Origin of the sequence: Streptomyces actuosus, from assembly GCF_016921115.1 — a bacterium.
GTDB classification, from domain to species: domain Bacteria; phylum Actinomycetota; class Actinomycetes; order Streptomycetales; family Streptomycetaceae; genus Streptomyces; species Streptomyces actuosus_A.
In genome coordinates this window covers 136,538-154,580 of record NZ_JAFFZS010000002.1, presented here as the reverse complement: position 1 = coordinate 154,580, position 18,043 = coordinate 136,538, and the positions used below count along the sequence as shown (strand labels likewise).

The 18,043-nt window shown below is 73.1% G+C and carries 12 protein-coding genes, 2 tRNA genes and 3 pseudogenes; 12 read left to right on the top strand and 5 right to left on the bottom strand.

Annotation, left to right across the window (positions count from 1 at the left end; genetic code table 11):
* Positions 1-111 precede the first annotated feature (111 nt).
* Complete coding sequence (locus tag JS756_RS03630; RefSeq protein ID WP_205381436.1) at positions 112-1,767, top strand: long-chain fatty acid--CoA ligase; 1,656 nt, start codon at positions 112-114, stop codon at positions 1,765-1,767.
* A gap of 254 nt (positions 1,768-2,021) precedes the next feature.
* Here JS756_RS03630 and JS756_RS03625 read toward each other — a convergent pair.
* Positions 2,022-2,590, bottom strand: a pseudogene (locus JS756_RS03625) (MFS transporter); the annotation flags it as partial.
* On the opposite strand from JS756_RS03625, the pseudogene JS756_RS03620 reads away from it, so the two are divergent.
* Positions 2,573-2,848 (top strand): annotated as a pseudogene (locus tag JS756_RS03620) (TetR/AcrR family transcriptional regulator); the annotation flags it as partial. The pseudogenes JS756_RS03625 and JS756_RS03620 sit on opposite strands and share 18 nt — an antisense overlap.
* Positions 2,849-2,854: 6 nt before the next feature.
* Here JS756_RS03620 and JS756_RS03615 read toward each other — a convergent pair.
* Together JS756_RS03615 and JS756_RS03610 are read right to left on the bottom strand one after the other, a co-directional pair.
* Positions 2,855-7,756, bottom strand: coding sequence for a response regulator (locus tag JS756_RS03615; RefSeq protein ID WP_205381435.1), 4,902 nt, complete (start codon positions 7,754-7,756; stop codon positions 2,855-2,857).
* A gap of 422 nt (positions 7,757-8,178) precedes the next feature.
* Entirely contained in the window at positions 8,179-8,922 is a 744-nt protein-coding gene (locus JS756_RS03610; RefSeq protein WP_205381434.1) for an SSI family serine proteinase inhibitor, read from the bottom strand.
* A 172-nt stretch (positions 8,923-9,094) separates the two neighbouring features.
* Between JS756_RS03610 and JS756_RS03605 the strand changes: the two genes are divergently transcribed.
* Both JS756_RS03605 and JS756_RS03600 read left to right on the top strand, forming a co-directional pair.
* A tRNA-Ser gene (locus tag JS756_RS03605) sits at positions 9,095-9,185 on the top strand.
* A gap of 664 nt (positions 9,186-9,849) precedes the next feature.
* Positions 9,850-9,922, top strand: a tRNA-Arg gene (locus tag JS756_RS03600).
* Between the two features lie 146 nt (positions 9,923-10,068).
* On the opposite strand, the gene JS756_RS03595 is transcribed toward JS756_RS03600, so the two are convergent.
* A complete protein-coding gene (locus tag JS756_RS03595) occupies positions 10,069-10,707 on the bottom strand; it encodes a site-specific integrase (RefSeq protein WP_240203209.1) in 639 nt (212 codons plus the stop codon).
* Positions 10,708-10,756: 49 nt separating this feature from the next.
* On the opposite strand from JS756_RS03595, the pseudogene JS756_RS03590 reads away from it, so the two are divergent.
* From JS756_RS03590 to JS756_RS03575, 4 genes and pseudogenes are all read left to right on the top strand, one after another.
* Positions 10,757-11,014, top strand: a pseudogene (locus JS756_RS03590) (transposase); the annotation flags it as partial.
* A 317-nt stretch (positions 11,015-11,331) separates the two neighbouring features.
* Positions 11,332-11,826 (top strand): nitroreductase/quinone reductase family protein, encoded by a 495-nt coding sequence (locus JS756_RS03585; RefSeq protein WP_205381432.1) that lies wholly within the window; start codon positions 11,332-11,334, stop codon positions 11,824-11,826.
* A gap of 303 nt (positions 11,827-12,129) precedes the next feature.
* Positions 12,130-12,696 carry a hypothetical protein gene (locus JS756_RS03580; RefSeq protein WP_205381431.1) on the top strand — a complete coding sequence of 189 codons (567 nt, stop codon included), beginning with the start codon at positions 12,130-12,132 and terminating at the stop codon, positions 12,694-12,696.
* Positions 12,697-13,597: 901 nt separating this feature from the next.
* On the top strand, positions 13,598-14,293 hold the full coding sequence (locus JS756_RS03575; protein WP_205381430.1) for a YoaK family protein: 696 nt from the start codon (positions 13,598-13,600) through the stop codon (positions 14,291-14,293).
* 34 nt (positions 14,294-14,327) lie between these two features.
* On the opposite strand, the gene JS756_RS03570 is transcribed toward JS756_RS03575, so the two are convergent.
* Positions 14,328-14,843 (bottom strand): hypothetical protein, encoded by a 516-nt coding sequence (locus JS756_RS03570; RefSeq protein WP_205381429.1) that lies wholly within the window; start codon positions 14,841-14,843, stop codon positions 14,328-14,330.
* A 202-nt stretch (positions 14,844-15,045) separates the two neighbouring features.
* Between JS756_RS03570 and JS756_RS36515 the strand changes: the two genes are divergently transcribed.
* The 4 genes from JS756_RS36515 (at position 15,046) to JS756_RS03555 (ending at position 18,016) form a co-directional block, all read left to right on the top strand.
* Positions 15,046-15,342: an NUDIX domain-containing protein gene (locus JS756_RS36515; protein ID WP_240203208.1), complete on the top strand. Its 297-nt coding sequence runs from the start codon at positions 15,046-15,048 to the stop codon at positions 15,340-15,342.
* Positions 15,236-15,508, top strand: coding sequence for an NUDIX hydrolase (locus JS756_RS36510; RefSeq protein WP_240203313.1), 273 nt, complete (start codon positions 15,236-15,238; stop codon positions 15,506-15,508). Before JS756_RS36515 ends, JS756_RS36510 begins: the two co-directional genes overlap by 107 nt.
* 368 nt (positions 15,509-15,876) lie before the next feature.
* The gene (locus JS756_RS03560; RefSeq protein ID WP_205381428.1) at positions 15,877-17,094 is read left to right on the top strand and encodes an NAD(P)/FAD-dependent oxidoreductase; all 1,218 of its coding nucleotides are present in this window, start codon (positions 15,877-15,879) and stop codon (positions 17,092-17,094) included.
* 25 nt (positions 17,095-17,119) lie between these two features.
* On the top strand, positions 17,120-18,016 hold the full coding sequence (locus JS756_RS03555; RefSeq protein WP_205381427.1) for an RNA polymerase sigma-70 factor: 897 nt from the start codon (positions 17,120-17,122) through the stop codon (positions 18,014-18,016).
* Positions 18,017-18,043: the final 27 nt, after the last annotated feature.

Below are 18,043 nucleotides of genomic sequence, written 5' to 3'. Positions count from 1 at the left end.
CAGGTGTTCTTTGATCGATCACCGTTTCCTAGTGACATACCGCGCGGTATGTGCGCAGAATCAGCGCATCCGCTACCGCCGCGTAGGCAATGTCGCCCCCGGGAGGACGCCGTGCAGAGCACCATGCAGGACGTACCACTGCTGATCTCAAGGATCCTGACCCATGGGTCGCGGATCCACGGGACATCGCAGGTGACCACCTGGACGGGTGAGGGCGGACCCCAGCGCCGCTCCTACGCGGAGATCGGCACCCGCGCCGCCCGGCTCGCGCACGCGCTGCGCGACGATCTGGGCGTTCGCAGCGACGACCGGGTCGCCACGTTGATGTGGAACAACGCCGAGCACGTCGAGGCCTACTTCGCCATCCCCTCGATGGGTGCGGTCCTCCACACCCTCAACCTGCGGCTGCCTCCGGAGCAGCTGGCGTGGATCGTCGACCACGCGGCGGACCGGGTGGTCATCGTCAACGGCTCGCTGCTGCCGCTGATCGCCCCGCTGCTGCCCCGTCTGAAGACGGTCGAGCACATCGTGGTCGCCGGCCCGGGCGACCGCGGCCTCCTGGCGGACGCGTCCGCCCGGGTGCACGAGTACGAGGACCTGCTCGCCGGGAAGCCGGACGCGTACGACTGGCCCGAGCTGGACGAGTGTCAGGCCGCGGCCATGTGCTACACCTCCGGCACCACCGGCGACCCCAAGGGCGTCGTCTACAGCCACCGCTCGATCTACCTGCACTCCATGCAGGTCAACATGACCCAGTCGATGGGCCTGACCGACGAGGACACCTCGCTGGTCGTCGTACCCCAGTTCCACGTCAACGCCTGGGGCCTGCCGCACGCGACCTTCATGACCGGCGTGAACATGCTGATGCCGGATCGTTTCCTCCAACCCGCGCCGCTCGCCGAGATGATCGAGAACGAGAAGCCCACGCACGCGGCGGCCGTCCCCACCATCTGGCAGGGCCTGCTCGCCGAGCTGACCGCCCGGCCCCGGGACGTCTCCACCCTCACCCAGGTCACCATCGGCGGCTCGGCCTGCCCGCCCAGCCTGATGCAGGCCTTCGACAAGCTGGGCATGCGGGTCTGCCACGCCTGGGGCATGACCGAGACCTCCCCGCTCGGCACGGTCGCCCGCCCGCCGGCGCACGCCGTCGGCACGGACGAGGAGTTCGCCTACCGGCTCACCCAGGGCCGCTTCCCCGCCTCCGTCGAGGCCCGCCTCACCGGTCCCGGCGGCGAGCGGCTGCCGTGGGACGGCGAGTCCGCCGGGGAGCTGGAGGTCCGCGGCCCGTGGATCGCCGGCGCCTACTACAACGGTCCCGACGGCGAGCCCCTGCGCCCGGCCGACAAGTTCAGCGAGGACGGCTGGCTGAAGACCGGCGACGTCGGCACCATCTCCCCGGACGGCTTCCTCACCCTCACCGACCGGGCGAAGGACGTCATCAAGTCCGGCGGCGAGTGGATCTCGTCCGTGGAGCTGGAGAACGCCCTGATGTCCCACCCGGACGTCACCGAGGCCGCGGTGGTCGCCGTCCCGGACGACAAGTGGGGCGAGCGGCCCCTGGCGACCGTGGTGCTCAAGGAGGGTGCGACGACGGACTTCGAGGCCCTGCGCAGCTTCCTCGCCGACGAGGGCCACGTCGCCAAGTGGCAGCTTCCCGAACGCTGGACGGTCATCGAGGCGGTCCCGAAGACGTCCGTCGGCAAGTTCGACAAGAAGGTGCTGCGGAGGAAGTACGCCGAGGGCACGCTCGACGTCACCCGCCTCTGAGCGGACGGCCCCGGCGCCGACCCGGGCGTCACCGTGACCCGGTTCCGGTCCCGGGCGGGGCCGGGACCGTGAGGGCGGCGGAGGCTCCGGCAGTCCGGTTCGCCCCCCGGCCCCGGGGCCGGGGCGCGTGCCCGCCGTGCCGCGGTCCGGCCCCGGCGGGGCCCCGGGCGTGACGGTCCTACCGCGCCGCCCCCGGGGCGTGCCCGCCGTACCGCAGCCCTTTTCGCCCGGCCCGCCCCGGCCACGCCCGGGCGTCACCGTCGTACGGCGGTGACGCCCCAGGCGACGGCCGGCCACAGCCCGGCCACCGCGCACACCCCGCCCCAGCCGAAGTGGCCGAAGGCCGGTCCGGCCAGGGCCGAGGCGAGGGCGCCGCCGGCGAAGCCGCTGACCACGTACGCGGTGTTGGCGGCAGCCGGGGTGGAGGTGGTGGTCAGGGCGAGGATCTGGTTCGCGACGTGGGAGGCCACCAGCGCGACGTGGATCGCGAGCGCGGCCGGCCACAGCGCCGCCATGGTGTGCCCGCCGAGCCAGAACAGCGGCACGGAGGCGGCGGACAGCAGATACGCGGACCGTACGACCCTCGCCGCGCCGAAGCGGTCCACCAGCCCGCCGGCCAGCGGCGCCACCGCGCTCGCGCTGAGCCCGAACAGGCCGAAGAACCCGGCGGTGGCGGTGGACAGGCCGTACCGCGGACCGGTCAGCAGCAGCGCCAGCTCGGTCCACAGCGCGCTCCACGCGCCGAACATCCCCGCCTGCCGCAGGCAGGCCCGCCACAGGTCGGCCACCGGCGCACCAGTCCCGGCAGGGCGGCGAGTACGGCACCGCAGAGCTGCCCGACGAGGCCGAGCGCCAGGAGCACTACGCCCGCAAGGCCGCCGCGGTCCGCGACGGCCAGGAACGCGGGATCGTCACCGACGCGTTCGCCCCTGCGGACCTGCTGTTCCTGCTGGTCGCACTCGCCAACTGGGGCTCCCTGGTCCCGCAGATGAGCCGCATCCTGGTGGGCACCGAGGACGGCGACCGGGCCCGCCTGCGCGCCTCGGTCAAGGAGGCGGCGCGGCGCCTGGTCGCCCTCTGAGCCGCGTCAGTTGGTGCCGATCCGGGCCAGCAGGTCCACGATGCGCGCCTGGACCTCCTCGCTCGTCGACCGCTCGGCGAGGAAGAGCACCGTCTCACCGGAGGCCAGCCGCGGCAGGTCGGCCTGGCCGACGGCGGCGGTGTAGACGACGAGCGGGGTGCGGTTGAGCTGCCCGTTCGCCCGCAGCCAGTCGACGATGCCGGCCCGCCGCCGGTGCACCTGCATCAGGTCCATCACGACCAGGTTCGGCGGGAACTGCCCCGCGAGCGTCACCGCGTCGGCGTCGCTCGCGGCCCGCGCCACCTGCATCCCGCGCCGCTCCAGCGTCGCGGTCAGCGCCAGCGCGATCTCCGCGCGCTCCTCGATGAGCAGCACCCGCGACGGATGCTGCTCGCTGTCCCTCGGGGCGAGCGCCTTCAGCAGCACGGCCGGATCGGCGCCGTAGGCCGCCTCGCGGGTGGCCTGGCCGAGCCCGGCCGTGACCATCACCGGCACCTCGGCGGCCACCGCGGCCTGGCGCAGCGACTGCAGCGCGGTCCGGGTGATCGGCCCGGTCAGCGGGTCGACGAACAGCGCGGCCGGGAACGCCGCGATCTGCGCGTCGACCTCCTCGCGCGAGTGCACGACCACCGGCCGGTAGCCGCGGTCGCTCAACGCCTGCTGGGTGCCGACGTCCGGAGCGGGCCACACCAGCAGCCGGCGCGGATTGTCCAGCGGCTCGGGCGGCAGTTCGTCGTCCATCGGCTGCGGGCGCGGGGTGTCGGCGACCTCGACGGCGCCGCCGGGCCCGTCGAGCGGCTCCGGCCCCTCGGAGGCGTTCTCGTCCGGTGCGCCTATGGCGTACGACCGCCCGGCCCCCTCGGTGCCCGGTGCGAGCCGCACCTGCCCGGCGAGCGAGGGGTGCGCCGGCGCCTGCCCCGTCACCGACGGCTGCGGCTGGGCACCGGGTGCCTGCCCTGTCGGAGCGGACTGCGGCAGGGCACCGGGAGCCTGTCCGCCGGGGGAAGGCTGCGACGGCTGCGGCTGGGCGCCGGGTGCCCGGCCGCCCGGGGACGGCTGCGGACGGGAGGCGGGCGCGGCGCCGCCCGCGGACGCCCGATCCGGAGCCTGCTCGGCCGGCGGGTGGGGTCGTGCCCCCTGGTCCGCCGCCCGGGCCGCCGGATCCGGAGGCGTACCCAGCTTGCGGCGCCGCCCGCCGCCGCCGGGCGCGTGCGGAGGCGGGGTCGCCCCCGCCGACGTCGGCTGCTGCACCTGCGTGGCCTGCCGCACGAAGGGCACGCCCTGTCCCAGCGTCCGCACGCTGATCGCACGCCCCTGCGTCGAGTTCGGGTCCAGGGCGGCGGCCGCGGCCTCGGCCGGGAGGGGCTGCGCGACGCGGGGAGCGGCGGACGGCGCGGGGTTCTCCGGCGGGAGCGGGGTGCCGGTGCTCGGGGTGCCGTGCGCGGGGACGGGGGTGTCGGCGCCCGGCACCGCCACGGGGGACGCGGTGCCGTCGGGCGGCACGGGCAGTGCGGTTCCGGCGCCGGGGGTGGCGTGCGGCGGGGCCGCGGGTGCGGCGGGAGGCGCCTGGGCGGGCAGCGGCCGGCCGGCGTGCGGCGCGGGCGGGCCCTGCGTGGGGACCGGCTGGGCCCCGGCGGACGGGCCGGGCTGCGCCTCCGCGGCCGGTGCGGGCACGGAGACGTGACCGGAGTGGTGTCCGGCGGAGGTGTCCGGCACGGGGGCGTGCGGGGCGGGCAGGCCCTGCGCGGGGACCGGCGGGCCGGTCGGCGGCCCCTGGGCCGGGACGGGGCCCGGGCCGGCGGCCCCCTGCGGCGGTACGGGTTGCCCGGCCGCGCCCTGCGGAGGTACCGGTTGCCCGGCCGTCTGCCGCGGGGCCACCGGCTGTCCGGTCGTCCCCTGCGGGGCCACCGGCTGTCCCGGAAGAGGCACACCGGTCTGCGCCGGGGCGGACTGGGCCGGGACCGGCTGGGCCGGATCGGCCTGCTGCGGAAGCGGCGGCGCGGGAACGACCGTTTGTCCCGCGGCCCCCTGCGCCGCCGCCCCGGCGACCTCGGGCTGCCCGGCGACGGCCGGCCGTCCGGCAGCCACCTGCGCGGGAACGGCCTGCCCGGCAGCGGCCTGCGCGGGAACGGCCGCAACCGCGCCGTTCTGCGCCGGAACCCCCGGCGCGGGAGCCGCCCCCGGAGCCGCGGGGGCCGGGCCCGGCGCGTGCGCCGCGGGCATCGCGCCCGGCGCCGCCGGGACCTGTTCCCCAGCCGGTGGTGCGACGGCGCGGCGACGGCGCCCGGTCGGCGCGCTCGCGGGGTGCGGCTGCGGCGGGGTGTGGTCGCCGCTCTGGTCATGCGGTACGGCGTCATGGCGGCCGTGGTCGGTCATCACGTCGGCGGGCGCACCCGGGCCGGGCACCTGGCCGGCCCGCACGCCGGCGCCGGCCTGCGCGGGAGAGCCGCCCGGCACCGGAACGGGACCGCCCGGCACCGCGGACTCCTGCCCGCCCTCGCCGGTCTGCCGGTCGGCGTCGGCGGGCGGAAGGGCGAACACGGTACGCGGCCCGGCCTCCTGCGCCGCGGCACGTTCCGCCGCGGCGGCGAGGGCGCGCCGGCGGCGCCCCGTCGGCTGCTGCTCCGCGGAGGCGGGCACGCCGTCGGCACCCGGCGCGGGCAGGGCAGGGGGCAGCGCCTGCTGCTGGTCGCCCGGTGCGGGCACCCCTTGCGGCGGCACGGCGCCGCCCAGCCCGGTGCCCGAGGCCGCGGTGCCCGCGGCGTGCTCGTCCGCAGTGACGACGGAACCCTCGACGCCCGCACCCCCGACGACGGCCTGCTGCGGCGCCGCCGGCGATTCCGGCCGGGGCTCCGGCTGCGGCTCCGACTGAGCGATCGCGCGGCGGCGACGCCCCGTACCGCCGGAGGCGGAGGGCTCGGGGACCTCGGCCGGCAGCTCCTCGGCCGCCGCCGCGGCCCGCCGGCGCCGCCGCCCGGTCGGGGGAGTGCTCTCCGCCCGGCCGGCCTCCGCGGGCGGGGTCGCCACCTCGCTCTCCAGGAAGGCGTCCACGGAGGACCGTCGTGCCCGCCGGCGCCCACCGCCTCCGGAAACCTGCTCCGCGCCGGCCGGAGCCTCCGCGCCGGCCGGAGCCGGGCCGGGGACGGGGGCGGCACTCGCCGCGGGCATCCGGCCCGCCTGCATCGGCGCCGCCTCGATCTGCGCCGGGCCCGCCTGGGCCGGCACCGGGGCGGCCGCAACGGTGCCCGCGCCGGCGCCGATCGGCACTTCGAGCACGTACGCGCTGCCGCTCATGCCCGGCACCTCGTGCGTCTGGAGCACGCCGCCGTGGGCGCGCACGATCCCGCGCACGATCGGCTCGTGCACCGGATTCCCGCCGGGGTACGGCCCGCGCACCTCGATGCGCACGACCTCGCCGCGCTGCGCCGCCGCCACCACGACGGTGTTGTCCATGTAGCCGCCGGCGGACACGGGAGCGTTGCCGGTCGCGTCGACACCGGCGACATCCGCCACCAGGTGTGCGAGGGCCACGGCGAGACGCTGCGGGTCGACCTCCGCCTCCAGGGGCGGCGCGTGCACGGCGAACTGCACCCGGCCCGGCCCGATCAGCTCGACGGCCCCGTCGACACCGGCGGTGACGACGGCGTCCATCATCACCTTCGTACGGGAGACCTCCTGGCCCTTTGCGTCGAGCCGCTGGTGGTCGAGGACGTTGTCGATGAGCGTCGTCATCCGCGAGTAGCCCGCGGACAGATGGTGGAGGACCTGGTTCGCCTCGGGCCACAGCTGCCCGGCGTCGTCCGCGGCGAGCGCAGCCAGCTCTCTCCGCAGCTCGTCCAGCGGCCCGCGCAGGGAGGCGCCCAGCAGGGTCAGCAGCTGCTCGTGGCGTGCCGTGAGCGCCTCGTACCGGTCCTTCTCGCGTTCCCCGAGCGCCGCGTACCGCTCCTCGCCGGCGGCCAGCTCCTCCTCGTGCCGCTCGCGCAGCTCCTCCAGCTCGGCGACGTGCTTCTGGCGCAGCGCGGTGAGATCGGAGGCGTGCTCCTCGGAGAGCCGCTCCAGTTCCTCGGCGTGCCGCTTCTCGACAGCCTCCTTCTCCGCGGTGAGCTTGTCGAAGGGCCGGCGGTCGGTGAAGGTCATGACGGCGCCGACGAGCTGGTCGCCGTCGCGCACGGGCGCCGTGGTCAGGTCGACGGGCACCTGGTCGCCGCTCTTGGACCACAAGACCTGCCCCCGCACCCGGTGCTTGCGCCCGGAACGGAGGGTGTCGGCGAGTGGCGAGTCGTCGTACGTCGCGGGCGAACCGTCGGCCCGCGAGTGCAGGACGAGGGTGTGCAGCTCCTTGCCGCCCAGCTCGCCGGCGCGGTAACCCAGTATCTGGGCGGCGGCCGGATTGACCAGCACCACCCGCCCGTCGGTGTCGGTGCCGACGACCCCCTCGGACGCGGCCCGCAGGATCATCTCCGTCTGCCGCTGCGACCGCGCCAGCTCGGCCTCGGTGTCGACGGTCCCGGCCAGGTCGCGCACGACGAGCATCAGCAACTCGTCGCCGGTGTAGCCATGGCCGTCGTAGGCCTGCTGGCCGTTCTCCAGGTTCGCGCTGGTGACCTCGACGGGGAACTCGCTCCCGTCGGTCCGCCGGGCCATCATCCGGGTCGGCTTGGTCCGCGCGCGGGGGTCGATGTGGTCGGGGCGCCGCATGGACCCCGGGATCAACTTGGAGTCGAACTGCGGCAGCAGATCCAGCAGCCCGCGCCCGACGAGCGCGGTGCCCGGCGCCTCGAACGCCTCCAGCGCTATGGCGTTGGCGTTGACCACGGTCCCGTTCGCGTTGACCAGCACCAACGCGTCGGGCAGCGCGTCCAGTATGGCTGCGAGGCGAGCAGCGCCTCGGGGTGGCCTGCTGCTCACGAGACGCTTCCTCCCTGTTACCGCACCTAGCCGACCGCTCGGGCCATCTTGCCAACCGGCCCGCGGCGTGTCACGCGAGGGAGTCTACGGGCAGCGGTTGCACCCGCGACGAGGGATGAGGAGGACGTCGCACGACGAAGTGACGTAGAACGTGTGACCGGATCTACGACACCGATCCGTGACCGATCCCTGCCGTGGCCCGCGCCATGACCCCTGCCGTGGCCCGCGCCGTGGCCCGCGCCTTGACCCACGCCGCGGTCCCTGCCGCGGCCCCGCCCGGTCCGCGCCTCGGTGCACGCACCTGGCTCCTGCCGGCCGACGCCCCGACGCGCGTGCCCGGACCCCGGCGCCCGCCCGGGCCCGGGCGGCGCTGCCGTCCCACGCCCACGCCCCACGACGTTCTGCCCCCTCGTCCCACGGCCCTACGACGCGGCGCCGGACAGGGGGCCTCGCAGAGGGCCGATGCCGCCCGGGGAAACGGCACCGGACAGCCCGCCCCCACGGCTCGGGGCAACGCCATCGGGCCCGGCGCCCGCATCGCCCGCGGGAACGGCACCGGGCAGCGGGAGCGCGCCGCTCGGGGAAGCGGCACCGGGCGCGGTCATGTCCGGCAGCAGCGGCACGAACCGGTCCCACCGCCCGATCTCGCACCCGTTGCCCCGCCCGAAGACGGCGTCGACCGGCCGGCCGGCCCAGATCCCGGTCACATGAGCGGTGGCCGGCCCGCCGTACTGCATCGTGCAGACGGTTCCCTCCGGCACCGGAGCGAAGGTCTCCGTCCCCCACCGCGTGTTCCGCTCGACCGTGCGGCACGCGCCGTCCACGTCCGGGTGACTGCCGCCGCCCGGGTGGCAGGACAACTCGTACGTCCCGTCCCTGCCGACGCCGGCTTGCCGGACCTGGACGACGAGGTGATCGGCGGATTCCCGTCCGGCCCCTGCGCCTGCGCCGGCCCTGGCCCGGACGGGTCGCGGCGGGACGGCGGAAGCGGCGGAAGCGGCGGAAGCGGCTGTCGTGACGGACACGGCAGACACGGCAGACACGGCGGGAGTGGCGGACGCTGCGGAAGCGGCGGGCGAGGGCAGGGTGACCACAGTGGCGGCAGTGAGCAGCGAGGCGGCAGTGCCGACGAGCAGCCGGCGCACCGGTGCGGAGAACGGAGACATGCCCTGCCCAACGCTCCCCGCCGCGCGACGTTGCGGCACGCGCCGCCCACCAGGGGCAAGGGCTTTGCCCTGGGCCCCGCCTGCCTAGTACCGTGGGAGCCGATTGGTGACACGACGCTCGACTGTGTCATCATCTGCACGCGCCACTCGCGCTCACGCGGGCGGTTGTGCTGGAGGCGTCGCCTAGTCCGGTCTATGGCGCCGCACTGCTAATGCGGTTTGGGCCTTAAAGCCCATCGAGGGTTCAAATCCCTCCGCCTCCGCCGCAAGACTCAGGGAGTCCACCCGACATCGGCTGGACTCCCTGAGCCTTTTCCGGACCTCTGCCCGCTGCCCCCTTCCACCGCAGAGGGCGGCACTGACAGGCCTTCCTCCGCTGGACGCGGCGGCACCCTTCGCCTTCCCCGATCCGGCCCCGGACGCAGCGCCGGACCCGGACCACCGCCCCGGACCCTGTCCGGCGCGCCCGTCGCCGGGTCGGTGGATCACCGAGCACCGCCTCACCCTGGCGCGCGCCCACGGCTCGGCCTGCGCGACCGGTCGGCCGAGTGCCTCGCCGCCACGACGGACGGTCGCGTCCGGCACGCCGAACACCTCGAAGGTGTAACGGAGTCGCGGCACCAGCGGCATCGATCGCGCTGACCCGCTCGCCCGCCGACCCCGCCCCGAGGGCGGAGACGGAACCGTCACCGCCACCCCCTTGCGCCGACGAGGCCCACCCGCGACGGCGACGACCTCCACCTCCGCACACCCCGCGCGAACCCCGGCTCCCGACCGGTGCCGCTCGACGCCCCGGAATGGACGTTTTCGCAGGTCAGGTGGGCTGGTGGAATCGGATTTCACATGTCGGCGGCAGTCATGTAATGTTCTTCCTGTCGCCGCGAGCGGGCCAAAAGGACCGAAAGCGAAGGCAAAAAGAGAAGACAGGCACTCGTAGCTTAACGGATAGAGCATCTGACTACGGATCAGAAGGTTGCAGGTTCGAATCCTGCCGAGTGCGCAGCATGTCAGAGGCCCTGTGGAGTGATCCGCAGGGCCTCTGCTTTATGCCTTGACGGCAGTGTTTGACGGCAACCGGATTCGGAGGCCGATCAGACGGCTACCGGGACACCGGCCGCGCCGTCATCGTCGTCCGGACCGTTGCCGTCACCTCTCAGCGCGTCCGCCGACACGATCGAAGGCGGAGCGCTGGGAGTCGAGCCGGACGAAGGTGTAGATGTCCATGGTCACGCGGATCGAGCTGTGGCCGAGGACTTCCATGATCATGCGGGCGTCGGCGCCCTGCTCGTGGAGGAGCGAGGCGCAGGTGTGGCGCAGGTCATGAAAGCGGACCTTGCGGACGCCGGCGCGGACACACAGCACCTCGAAGGAGCGGTTCTGGTTGCGCGGCTCGATGGGGGTCCCGTTCTTGGTGGTGAAGGCGAGGCCCTGACCCGTGCCCTTCCAGTTGTCCCCGGCGCCCTTCCGGTCGGCGATCTGCTGCGCCCGCTGGGCACGGAGCGCCGTGACGCACTCGGACGGCAGAGCCACACGACGAGCTGAGCGCTGAGTCTTCGGCGCCACGATCAGCAGCTCACCGCCGACCCGCTGTAGGGCCTGCCGAACGGTGATCACACTTTCGTGAAGGCTCACATCCGACCAGCGCAGCCCCAGCAACTCACCGCGTCGCAGGCCGATACGCACCGCCAGTTCGTACGCGGCCCACAGCCGGTTGTCCCGGGCCGCCGCCAGGAGCTGACGCCCCTCCTTGGCGGTGAGCGGTTCGATCTCGCGCTTGGTCCCCATGCTCAGCTCCACGTTCCGGGCCACGTTGCGGGGCAACTCGTCTTCGCGGGCTTTCGCCGAGCTGATGAACAACCGACAAGGTGAGGACCTCGACCAGTGGATCGAGCGCGTCCAGGCCGACGACCTGCCCGCCCTGCACGGCTTCGTCAACGGCCTCGGCCAGGACCGCGACGCGATCGTCGCCGGGCTCAGCCTCAGCTCCGGCGCCGTCGAGGGCCACAACAACAAGATCAAGATGCTGAAGAGGCAGATGTTCGGCCGGGCCAACTTCGACCTGCTCCGCAAGCGGGTCCTCCTCGCGGCGTGAGGCCGTTCATGATTGCGCTTGTGGTGACCCTCCGTGGCCCCGGCACTGAAAGTGATCCAGAACCACGATTCACCCGTCGCCGACACGAGACCGTGAGTCGCTACCACCCTGGTGGTGAGCCATCCATGAACGCAGGTGAACGCCCCCGCACGCAGCCCAACACCCCACCACCACAGTTGGAAAGCGTGCACCTTCCCTCGCATGGCCGGTGGTGTCATCCGGCTGTGCCGACGGGCCGTTCGGCTCTACCGGCCGTTGACGACCGCGGTTAACGTCGTGCCCGTAACCGGAGCCGGTCGGGCATGTGGGAGGTCGCCATGTCGGTCGAGCAACGGGCCAGGACACCGTGGCTGCCGCCGCGCTGGTTCATCCGTCTGGCCTGGTACGCGCACCGGGGCCTGTACCGGGTCTTCGGAGGCCGCCTCGGCCTGTGGCGGCCACGTGCCAACGGCTGGGGCACCCTGCGGCTGACCACCACCGGCCGTCGCACAGGCCGCCAGCGTAGCGTCATCATCGGGTATTTCGAGGACGGTCCCAACCTGGTCTCGCTCGCGATGAATGGGTGGGGTGCGGGCGAGCCCGCCTGGTGGCTCAACTTGCAGGCGCACCCGGACGTGACCGTCGATCTGGTCGAAGGACAGCGGCTGGTTCACGGTCATGCCGCAACGGGTGACGAGCGGTCGCGGCTGTGGGCCCGGTGGCGCGAGATCGACAAGAACCTGGACGCCTACGCGGCACGCCGACCGTCCGATACTGCAGTGGTGGTTCTGGAGCCCCGAGCCAGTGTGCCGGAGCCTACGCAGGGCAACTGATCGGCCGACGCCCCATCAATCAACTGGCACCTCAAGGGGAACGGCATCCACCGCTCCGTGCTCAGCAGCGCCTGCCTGCGAGGAGGTGCCTGTCAGACCGCACAACAACCGCACCAGATCGAGCGGGGAACAGCGGGGAACCACGGTGAAAGCAGCCGAGCCCGGCGAGGCCGTAGCCCGAACGTTCGCCCAGGTCAGCGCCCGAGCTACCCCCAAATGCCCCCCAGCTTCCCAAGCTGGGAGCTCCAGTTCAACGCCATCCACACGCGGTTGTGAGCGTTGATCAGAGGGCAGGTGAGAATCATGAAGACCAGCTTCAAGATCCACGCAGCGGCACTCACGCTGAGTGGGTTCTCGCTGCTGGTATCGGCTCTCACACTCCTGCCCGGCCCGCCACTGCCCTACAGCGGTGGGCCGTTGCTGGCGATCGAGTTCGCGCTTCTCTTCCCGCTGTTCATCGTCACCATCGGCCGCGGAATGGCCATGGAAGCCGGCGGCAGGAAGCTTTCCCGCGCAGCACACTGGCCAGCCCTGCAGAGTCTCCCCCGGCCCCTGCGCCTCGCGCTGGTCTGCATCTTCGCATCAGGCATAGGCCTGACCGCCAGCAGCGTGATCGCGGACACCTCACGTCAGGCTGGGAAGACCGAAGTCGGTCGCTACTACGCCGTCGATCTCGACAGCCCCACCCATGAGCAGGTTGAGGTGTCGAAGAGCGAGTACGACACGTTGCGCAAGCACGACCAGCGCGCCATGCACGCCATCACAGGGATGCTCGCGGCAGGCGCCGCGACCATGACATTGGTCATCGGCCACTTACACCCAAGCACGGGACGGTACATGCCCCCGTCCAGTCTCGATCCCTCCGTCTGAGACGCGCTCAGGGAAGTGAATGTCCCCAGAGAAGTACCGTCCTGGATCCTGAACTGGGCGGACAGCTCGTCCCGTCTTCCTTCTCAGTTTCCGTCTTGTTCAGCACCGTTCACGGCACGGCCCGTGCGAGGCCGGAGGTCTCGATGCCTCTCCGAAGGGTGTGCCGGAGTCGGCGCCCGTAGACCGTCGCGAGCGATTCGGCTCACGTGGTTCCGTCCCAGACAACGTAGGAGGAGCCAGCGCGGAGAGCAGACAGAGCAGCCAACGACGTGCCGTTGCCACCACCCAGTAGCCGTTCGACTCGCTCGCGCTCCATACCGTCGTCCCCCGGTTCGGATCCTGCTGTACAGCAACGAAGTGCAGCAACCTGAGCGACCGCCACCACCCGGCATAGGCCATCAGGACTCTCTCCGCAGCCTGTATGACCTGCAATGACCGATCTCTTCAGAGCTACGGTCAGAAGGTTGCAGGTTCGAATCCTGCCGAGTGCGCAGCGGAGCAGGGGCCCTGTGGAGAGATCCACAGGCCCCTGGCTTGTGCCGTGACGGCAGGGTTCGATGGCAACCTCGTTCGGTTGCGGGCTCAGTCCCGGGGTTCACGGAAAGTCGCACCCGTCGGGCACGTGCCCCTCAGGCCCAAGCCCCCGGGATGTTCATCCGAGACGTCAACCGGCCGCCCGGCCAGGCCTGAGGTGTCCGGCCACGCCTACGCGGTCGTCGGCGTCCTCGGCCGCTGCCCTCGTCCAGCACGTCGTCGTATGCGCCGAACGATCCGAGGAGCTGATCCGTGAGTCCGTTTCACGCATCTCCATCGGGCCCGTACCGTCCGTATGAAGGTGTCCTTGCGCCGGACAGGGGCACCCATCGGCCCCCTTGTGCAACCGCTGCCCCGGAGCGCCCGGATGAGTGAAGACACCACGGTCCCCGTCACGCTCAGCTCGTTGGTCATTGTGGCCAACGGCTATGTGGACGCCTACCTGTACATGGCTCACGGTGGTGTCTTCGCGGGAGCCCAGACGGGGAATCTGGTCCTGTTCTGTGTCGACCTGGCGCAGCCCCGATCCCAGGGAGCCCTGCTGCACCTGTGGCCCATGATGGCGTTCGTGGCAGGCGTCGGCGTGGCCGTGTCGCTCCGCGGCGCCGCGGCAAGGGCCGATCGCACGGCCCGCCATCCGCTGCTGTACGCCCTCGCCCTGGAAACCGCAGTACTGACCGTGATCGGTCTGGCATCCGGGGGCATTCCGCAGACCGCGATCACCACGTCCGTCGGATTCGTCGTCGCGCTCCAGGTCGTCTTCTTCCAGATGGTGAGGCCTGCCTCCTTCCTCACGGTCGCCATGACCGGGAACCTGACCAGGGTCACCGGCGCGGTACTGACCGCACGCCGTACCCGGAGCCGGTCGGACCTGCGTCTCGCGGTCCTGTACGCGTCGGTCATCCTGTCCTTCGGCGCGGGTGCCGCGATCGGCGCACTGGTCACCGCGGCCATGGGGGCACGGTCGTCACTGGTGGCCGCAGGGCTCTTCGGCGTGTCCTGGGCCTTGCTCCTCGTGATGGTCCGCGTCGCGCCGAGGCCCTCGGAGGGCGCCGGCGTATGACGGAGCGTCGATGTGTGGTGGCTGCCCCGGGCCGTCAGATGTAGGTCCAGCGCCAGGCGTTCGAGCGGTACATGCACTTGATTTTTGTGCCGCCCGCGGTGGTGGTGACGGCGCCGTGGTCGCTGTTCCGGCAGAACTGGCCCGCCGAGTAGCAGTTTCCCGCGCTGGAGACGATGGAGCACGTGCCGGTGCTGTCCTGGCCACCGCCGCTGCTGCCGCCACTACCGCTGTCGCCGGCGGCCTTGACGGTGGCGGTCTTGGTGACGGTGACCGTGGGGCCCGGTTCCGCCTCGGCCTCGACGGTCTCGGTCACGGTCTCCGTGACCGTCGGGCCGGGCTCGGGCGTGGCCGTGACCGTCGCGGTGATGGTCGTCGCCGGTTTGACCTTGGTCTCGACGGGCTGCTTCCCGTCGTCCCCGGCGGAGCCGATGAGCGTGCCTGTGATGAGCAGGGCCGTTCCGCCGACCCACACGAGTACGCGTTTGTGGAGTGGGCGGGTGTCGGGTGGGCGTGGTGCCGGCGGTCTGGGAGCGGCGTACGGGTTCGTCATATCGTCCCCCCGGATGGTTCGGGTGGGACGACCGTAGTGCCGGACGGGGGCGTGTGTGCAGAGTGTGCACGAGGGGTGGCCGTTCTGTGACCTCCGCTCGGTCGTCGTGGCGGCGCACGGGCGTCTCGGACACCGTCGTCGCGTGGGCGCCCGGCCGCGGCGGTCGGGACGGCGGGCGCGGCCTGCCCGGAGGGACGGCAGGATGCGATCCGCCCGCGTCCGCGTGGCCGTCTGCGTCACCCGCACTGCGCCGTGTGGCACGGAACTGCTCGTCTTCGAGCACCGGGACCATGCCGACGCCGGCGTCCAGGTGCCCGCCGGGGGCGTGGAGGCGGGGGAACTCCTCGGCCGGGCCGCTCTGCGGGAGGTCGAGGAGGAGACCGGCGCCGTGGATGTCAGGGTCGGCGCCGCTCTGGCGGGTGCAGCAGCGTCCGCATCCGCACACCGGCCGTCCGAGGGCCACCGTGTTCTTCCACGCGCGGACCACCGAGCCGCGTGACAGCTGGACGCACACGGTCACCGGTCGGGACGGCGACCAGGGCAGCGGTCTGGTGCTCCGGTGCCGTTTCGTTCCGCTGTCGGGGGCCGCCGGGCTGCTGGCGGACCGGCAGGACGAGTTCCTGCCCCTGGTGGAGCACGCGGAGCACGCGGAGGAGGCGGGCTGATCCCCGTGGCGGTGGTCCGGTTCCCGCAGCCCGCGGCGCAGGCCGTCGTCCGCGGGGCGTGCGGTGCGGGGTGCGGGGCGTGCGGTCCGGGGTGCGGGGTGGGCCGGCTGAACTCCCCGAAGACCGGTCCCGGGTCCCGCCGGCGGGACGCGCTCCCGGGACCAGGCTGCGGCCCCCGGCTGTCGGGTGCCGACAGCCGGGGGCCGGGAGCGGGCGGTGTCCTGCGGGTCTCGGGCTGCCGCGGGGGGCCGCGACCTGTGCATTCACGTGATCTGGATCACGGGATGTCACAGTCGTCACGGACCCGGTGTCTTGAGGTCGAACCCGTGGATACGGGGGAGGGCGTTGTGAACCTCGAAGGAGACACCATGGCTGAGAACACCGATGTCGTCGTCATCGGCGGCGGGTACGCCGGCGTCATGGCCGCCAACCGCCTCACCCGGCGCGACGACGTGACCGTGACGTTGATCAACCCGCGTCCGGACTTCGTCCACCGGGTCCGGCTGCACCAGTTGGTCGGCGGGTCGGACGACGCCGTCGTCGACTACCGGGAGGTGCTGGGCGAGCGGGTCCGGCTGCTCGTGGACAGCGTGGTGCGGATCGACTCCGCCGGACGCGACGTGACGCTGGCGAGCGGTGGCACCGTCGGCTACGACTACCTGGTCTACGCCGTGGGCAGCGGCAGCGCCGATCCGGGGGTGCCCGGCGCGGCCGAGTTCGCCCACCCGATCGCCACCTACGAGGAGGCGGAGCGGCTGCGCCCGGTACTCGCCGCCGCCCCCGCGTCCGCCGCGGTGACCGTGGTGGGGGCCGGGCCGACCGGGATCGAGGTCGCTGCCGAGCTGGCGGAGGAGGGACGGGCGGTGACCCTGGTGTGCGGCGGGGTGCTCGGCCCGTACCTGCACCGCCGGGGCCGCCGGTCGGTCGCCGGTCGGCTGGCCGCGCTCGGGGTGACCGTGGTCGACGGCGCCGGAACCGTCGTCGACGCCGTGACCCGTGACGCCGTCCGCCTCGCCGACGGGCGGACGCTGCCCAGCGACGTGACCGTCTGGACCGCGGGCTTCACCGTTCCGGGACTCGCCGCGCACAGCGGACTGAGCACCGACGCCCTGGGCCGGCTGCGCACGGACGAGACCCTGACGAGCGTGGATGACGAGCGCATCGTCGCGGCCGGGGACTCGGCGGCGCCGTCCGACCTGCCGCTGCGGATGAGCTGCCAGGCCGCGATGCCGCTCGGCGCGCGGGCTGCCGACACGGTGCTCAGCCGCATCGCGGGCGAGCAGCCCTCCCCGCTGCAGCAGGTGTTCGCAGGCCAGTGCATCAGCCTGGGACGGCGTGCCGGCATCTTCCAGTTCGCCCGCCGCCACGACGTCGCGGTGGGGTTCCACATCGACGGCCGCACCGGTGCCAGGCTCAAGGAGCTGGTGTGCCGCAGCATCGTCAAGCACCTGGCCGACGAGGCACGCAAGCCCGGGTCGTACAGCCTGCACCGGGTTCCGGGAGGGGCCAAGCGGCGGCAGATGCTGGAGAGGAACTCCGCTGCCGCGGCCACTGCCGCCCCGGTCGCGGCGCAGCACACGGCCTGACCGGCTCCGACGGAGGGAAGCAGAGATGAGCGAGCACGTCACCGACCCGGCCACGCAGGCCTTCGTCGCCCACCGCGGCCTGCTCTTCACCGTCGCCTACGAGATGCTGGGCTCGGCGGCCGACGCGGAGGACGTCCTGCAGGAGACCTGGCTGCGGTGGGGCGGTGTGGACCTGGAGCAGGTGCGCGACCAGCGCGCGTACCTCGTCCGGATCACGACCCGGCAGGCCCTGAACCGGCTGCGCACCCTGAAACGCCGCAAGGAGGCGTATGTCGGACCGTGGCTGCCCGAGCCGGTGCTCACCGCACCCGACGTCGCCGACGACGTCGAGCTCGCCGAGAGCGTGTCCATGGCGCTCATGCTCGTCCTGGAGACCCTGTCGCCGACGGAACGTGCCGTCTTCGTGCTGCGCGAGGTGTTCGGTGTCGACTACGAGGAGATCGCCGCCGCGGTCGACAAGAGCTCCGCGGCGGTCCGTCAGATCGCGCACCGTGCCCGCCGCCACGTCGACGCCCGCCGCCCCCGCGAGGCGGTCTCGGCGAGCCGGACCCGGACCGTGCTGGAGTCGTTCCAGCGCGCGGTCGAGACGGGGGACCTGCAGGGGCTGATGGACGTCCTCGCCCCCGAGGTCGTCCTGCTGAGCGACGGCGGCGGCATCAAGCAGGCCGCGCGCCGGCCGGTCGTCGGCGTCGACAAGGTGGCCCGGTTCGTCATCGGCGGCTCGGGCAAGGCCGCGGGCACGTTCAGCACCCATCCCGCCACGGTCAACGGAAACCCGGCCCTGCTCTTCCGGGTGCACGGCGAGATCGACGGCGTCATGGCGGTCCGGGTCGAGGGCGACCGGATCGCCGGCCTCTACTACGTCCGCAACCCGGAGAAGCTGACCCGCATCGGGTCGGAGACCCGGCTCACCGTGCGGTGACCGCAGTTCCCCCGGATGTCCGTGCCG

What these genes read in the sequence shown, in the direction of transcription:
- JS756_RS03575 (WP_205381430.1), top strand. Translation starts at nt 13,598, where the DNA reads ATGAGTGAAGACACCACGGTCCCCGTCACGCTCAGCTCGTTGGTCATT.
- JS756_RS36515 (WP_240203208.1), top strand. Translation starts at nt 15,046, where the DNA reads ATGCGATCCGCCCGCGTCCGCGTGGCCGTCTGCGTCACCCGCACTGCG.
- JS756_RS03585 (WP_205381432.1), top strand. Translation starts at nt 11,332, where the DNA reads ATGTCGGTCGAGCAACGGGCCAGGACACCGTGGCTGCCGCCGCGCTGG.
- JS756_RS03555 (WP_205381427.1), top strand. Translation starts at nt 17,120, where the DNA reads ATGAGCGAGCACGTCACCGACCCGGCCACGCAGGCCTTCGTCGCCCAC.
- JS756_RS03610 (WP_205381434.1), bottom strand. Translation starts at nt 8,922, where the DNA reads ATGTCTCCGTTCTCCGCACCGGTGCGCCGGCTGCTCGTCGGCACTGCC.
- JS756_RS03570 (WP_205381429.1), bottom strand. Translation starts at nt 14,843, where the DNA reads ATGACGAACCCGTACGCCGCTCCCAGACCGCCGGCACCACGCCCACCC.
- JS756_RS03580 (WP_205381431.1), top strand. Translation starts at nt 12,130, where the DNA reads ATGAAGACCAGCTTCAAGATCCACGCAGCGGCACTCACGCTGAGTGGG.
- JS756_RS03595 (WP_240203209.1), bottom strand. Translation starts at nt 10,707, where the DNA reads ATGGGGACCAAGCGCGAGATCGAACCGCTCACCGCCAAGGAGGGGCGT.
- JS756_RS36510 (WP_240203313.1), top strand. Translation starts at nt 15,236, where the DNA reads ATGTCAGGGTCGGCGCCGCTCTGGCGGGTGCAGCAGCGTCCGCATCCG.
- JS756_RS03560 (WP_205381428.1), top strand. Translation starts at nt 15,877, where the DNA reads ATGGCTGAGAACACCGATGTCGTCGTCATCGGCGGCGGGTACGCCGGC.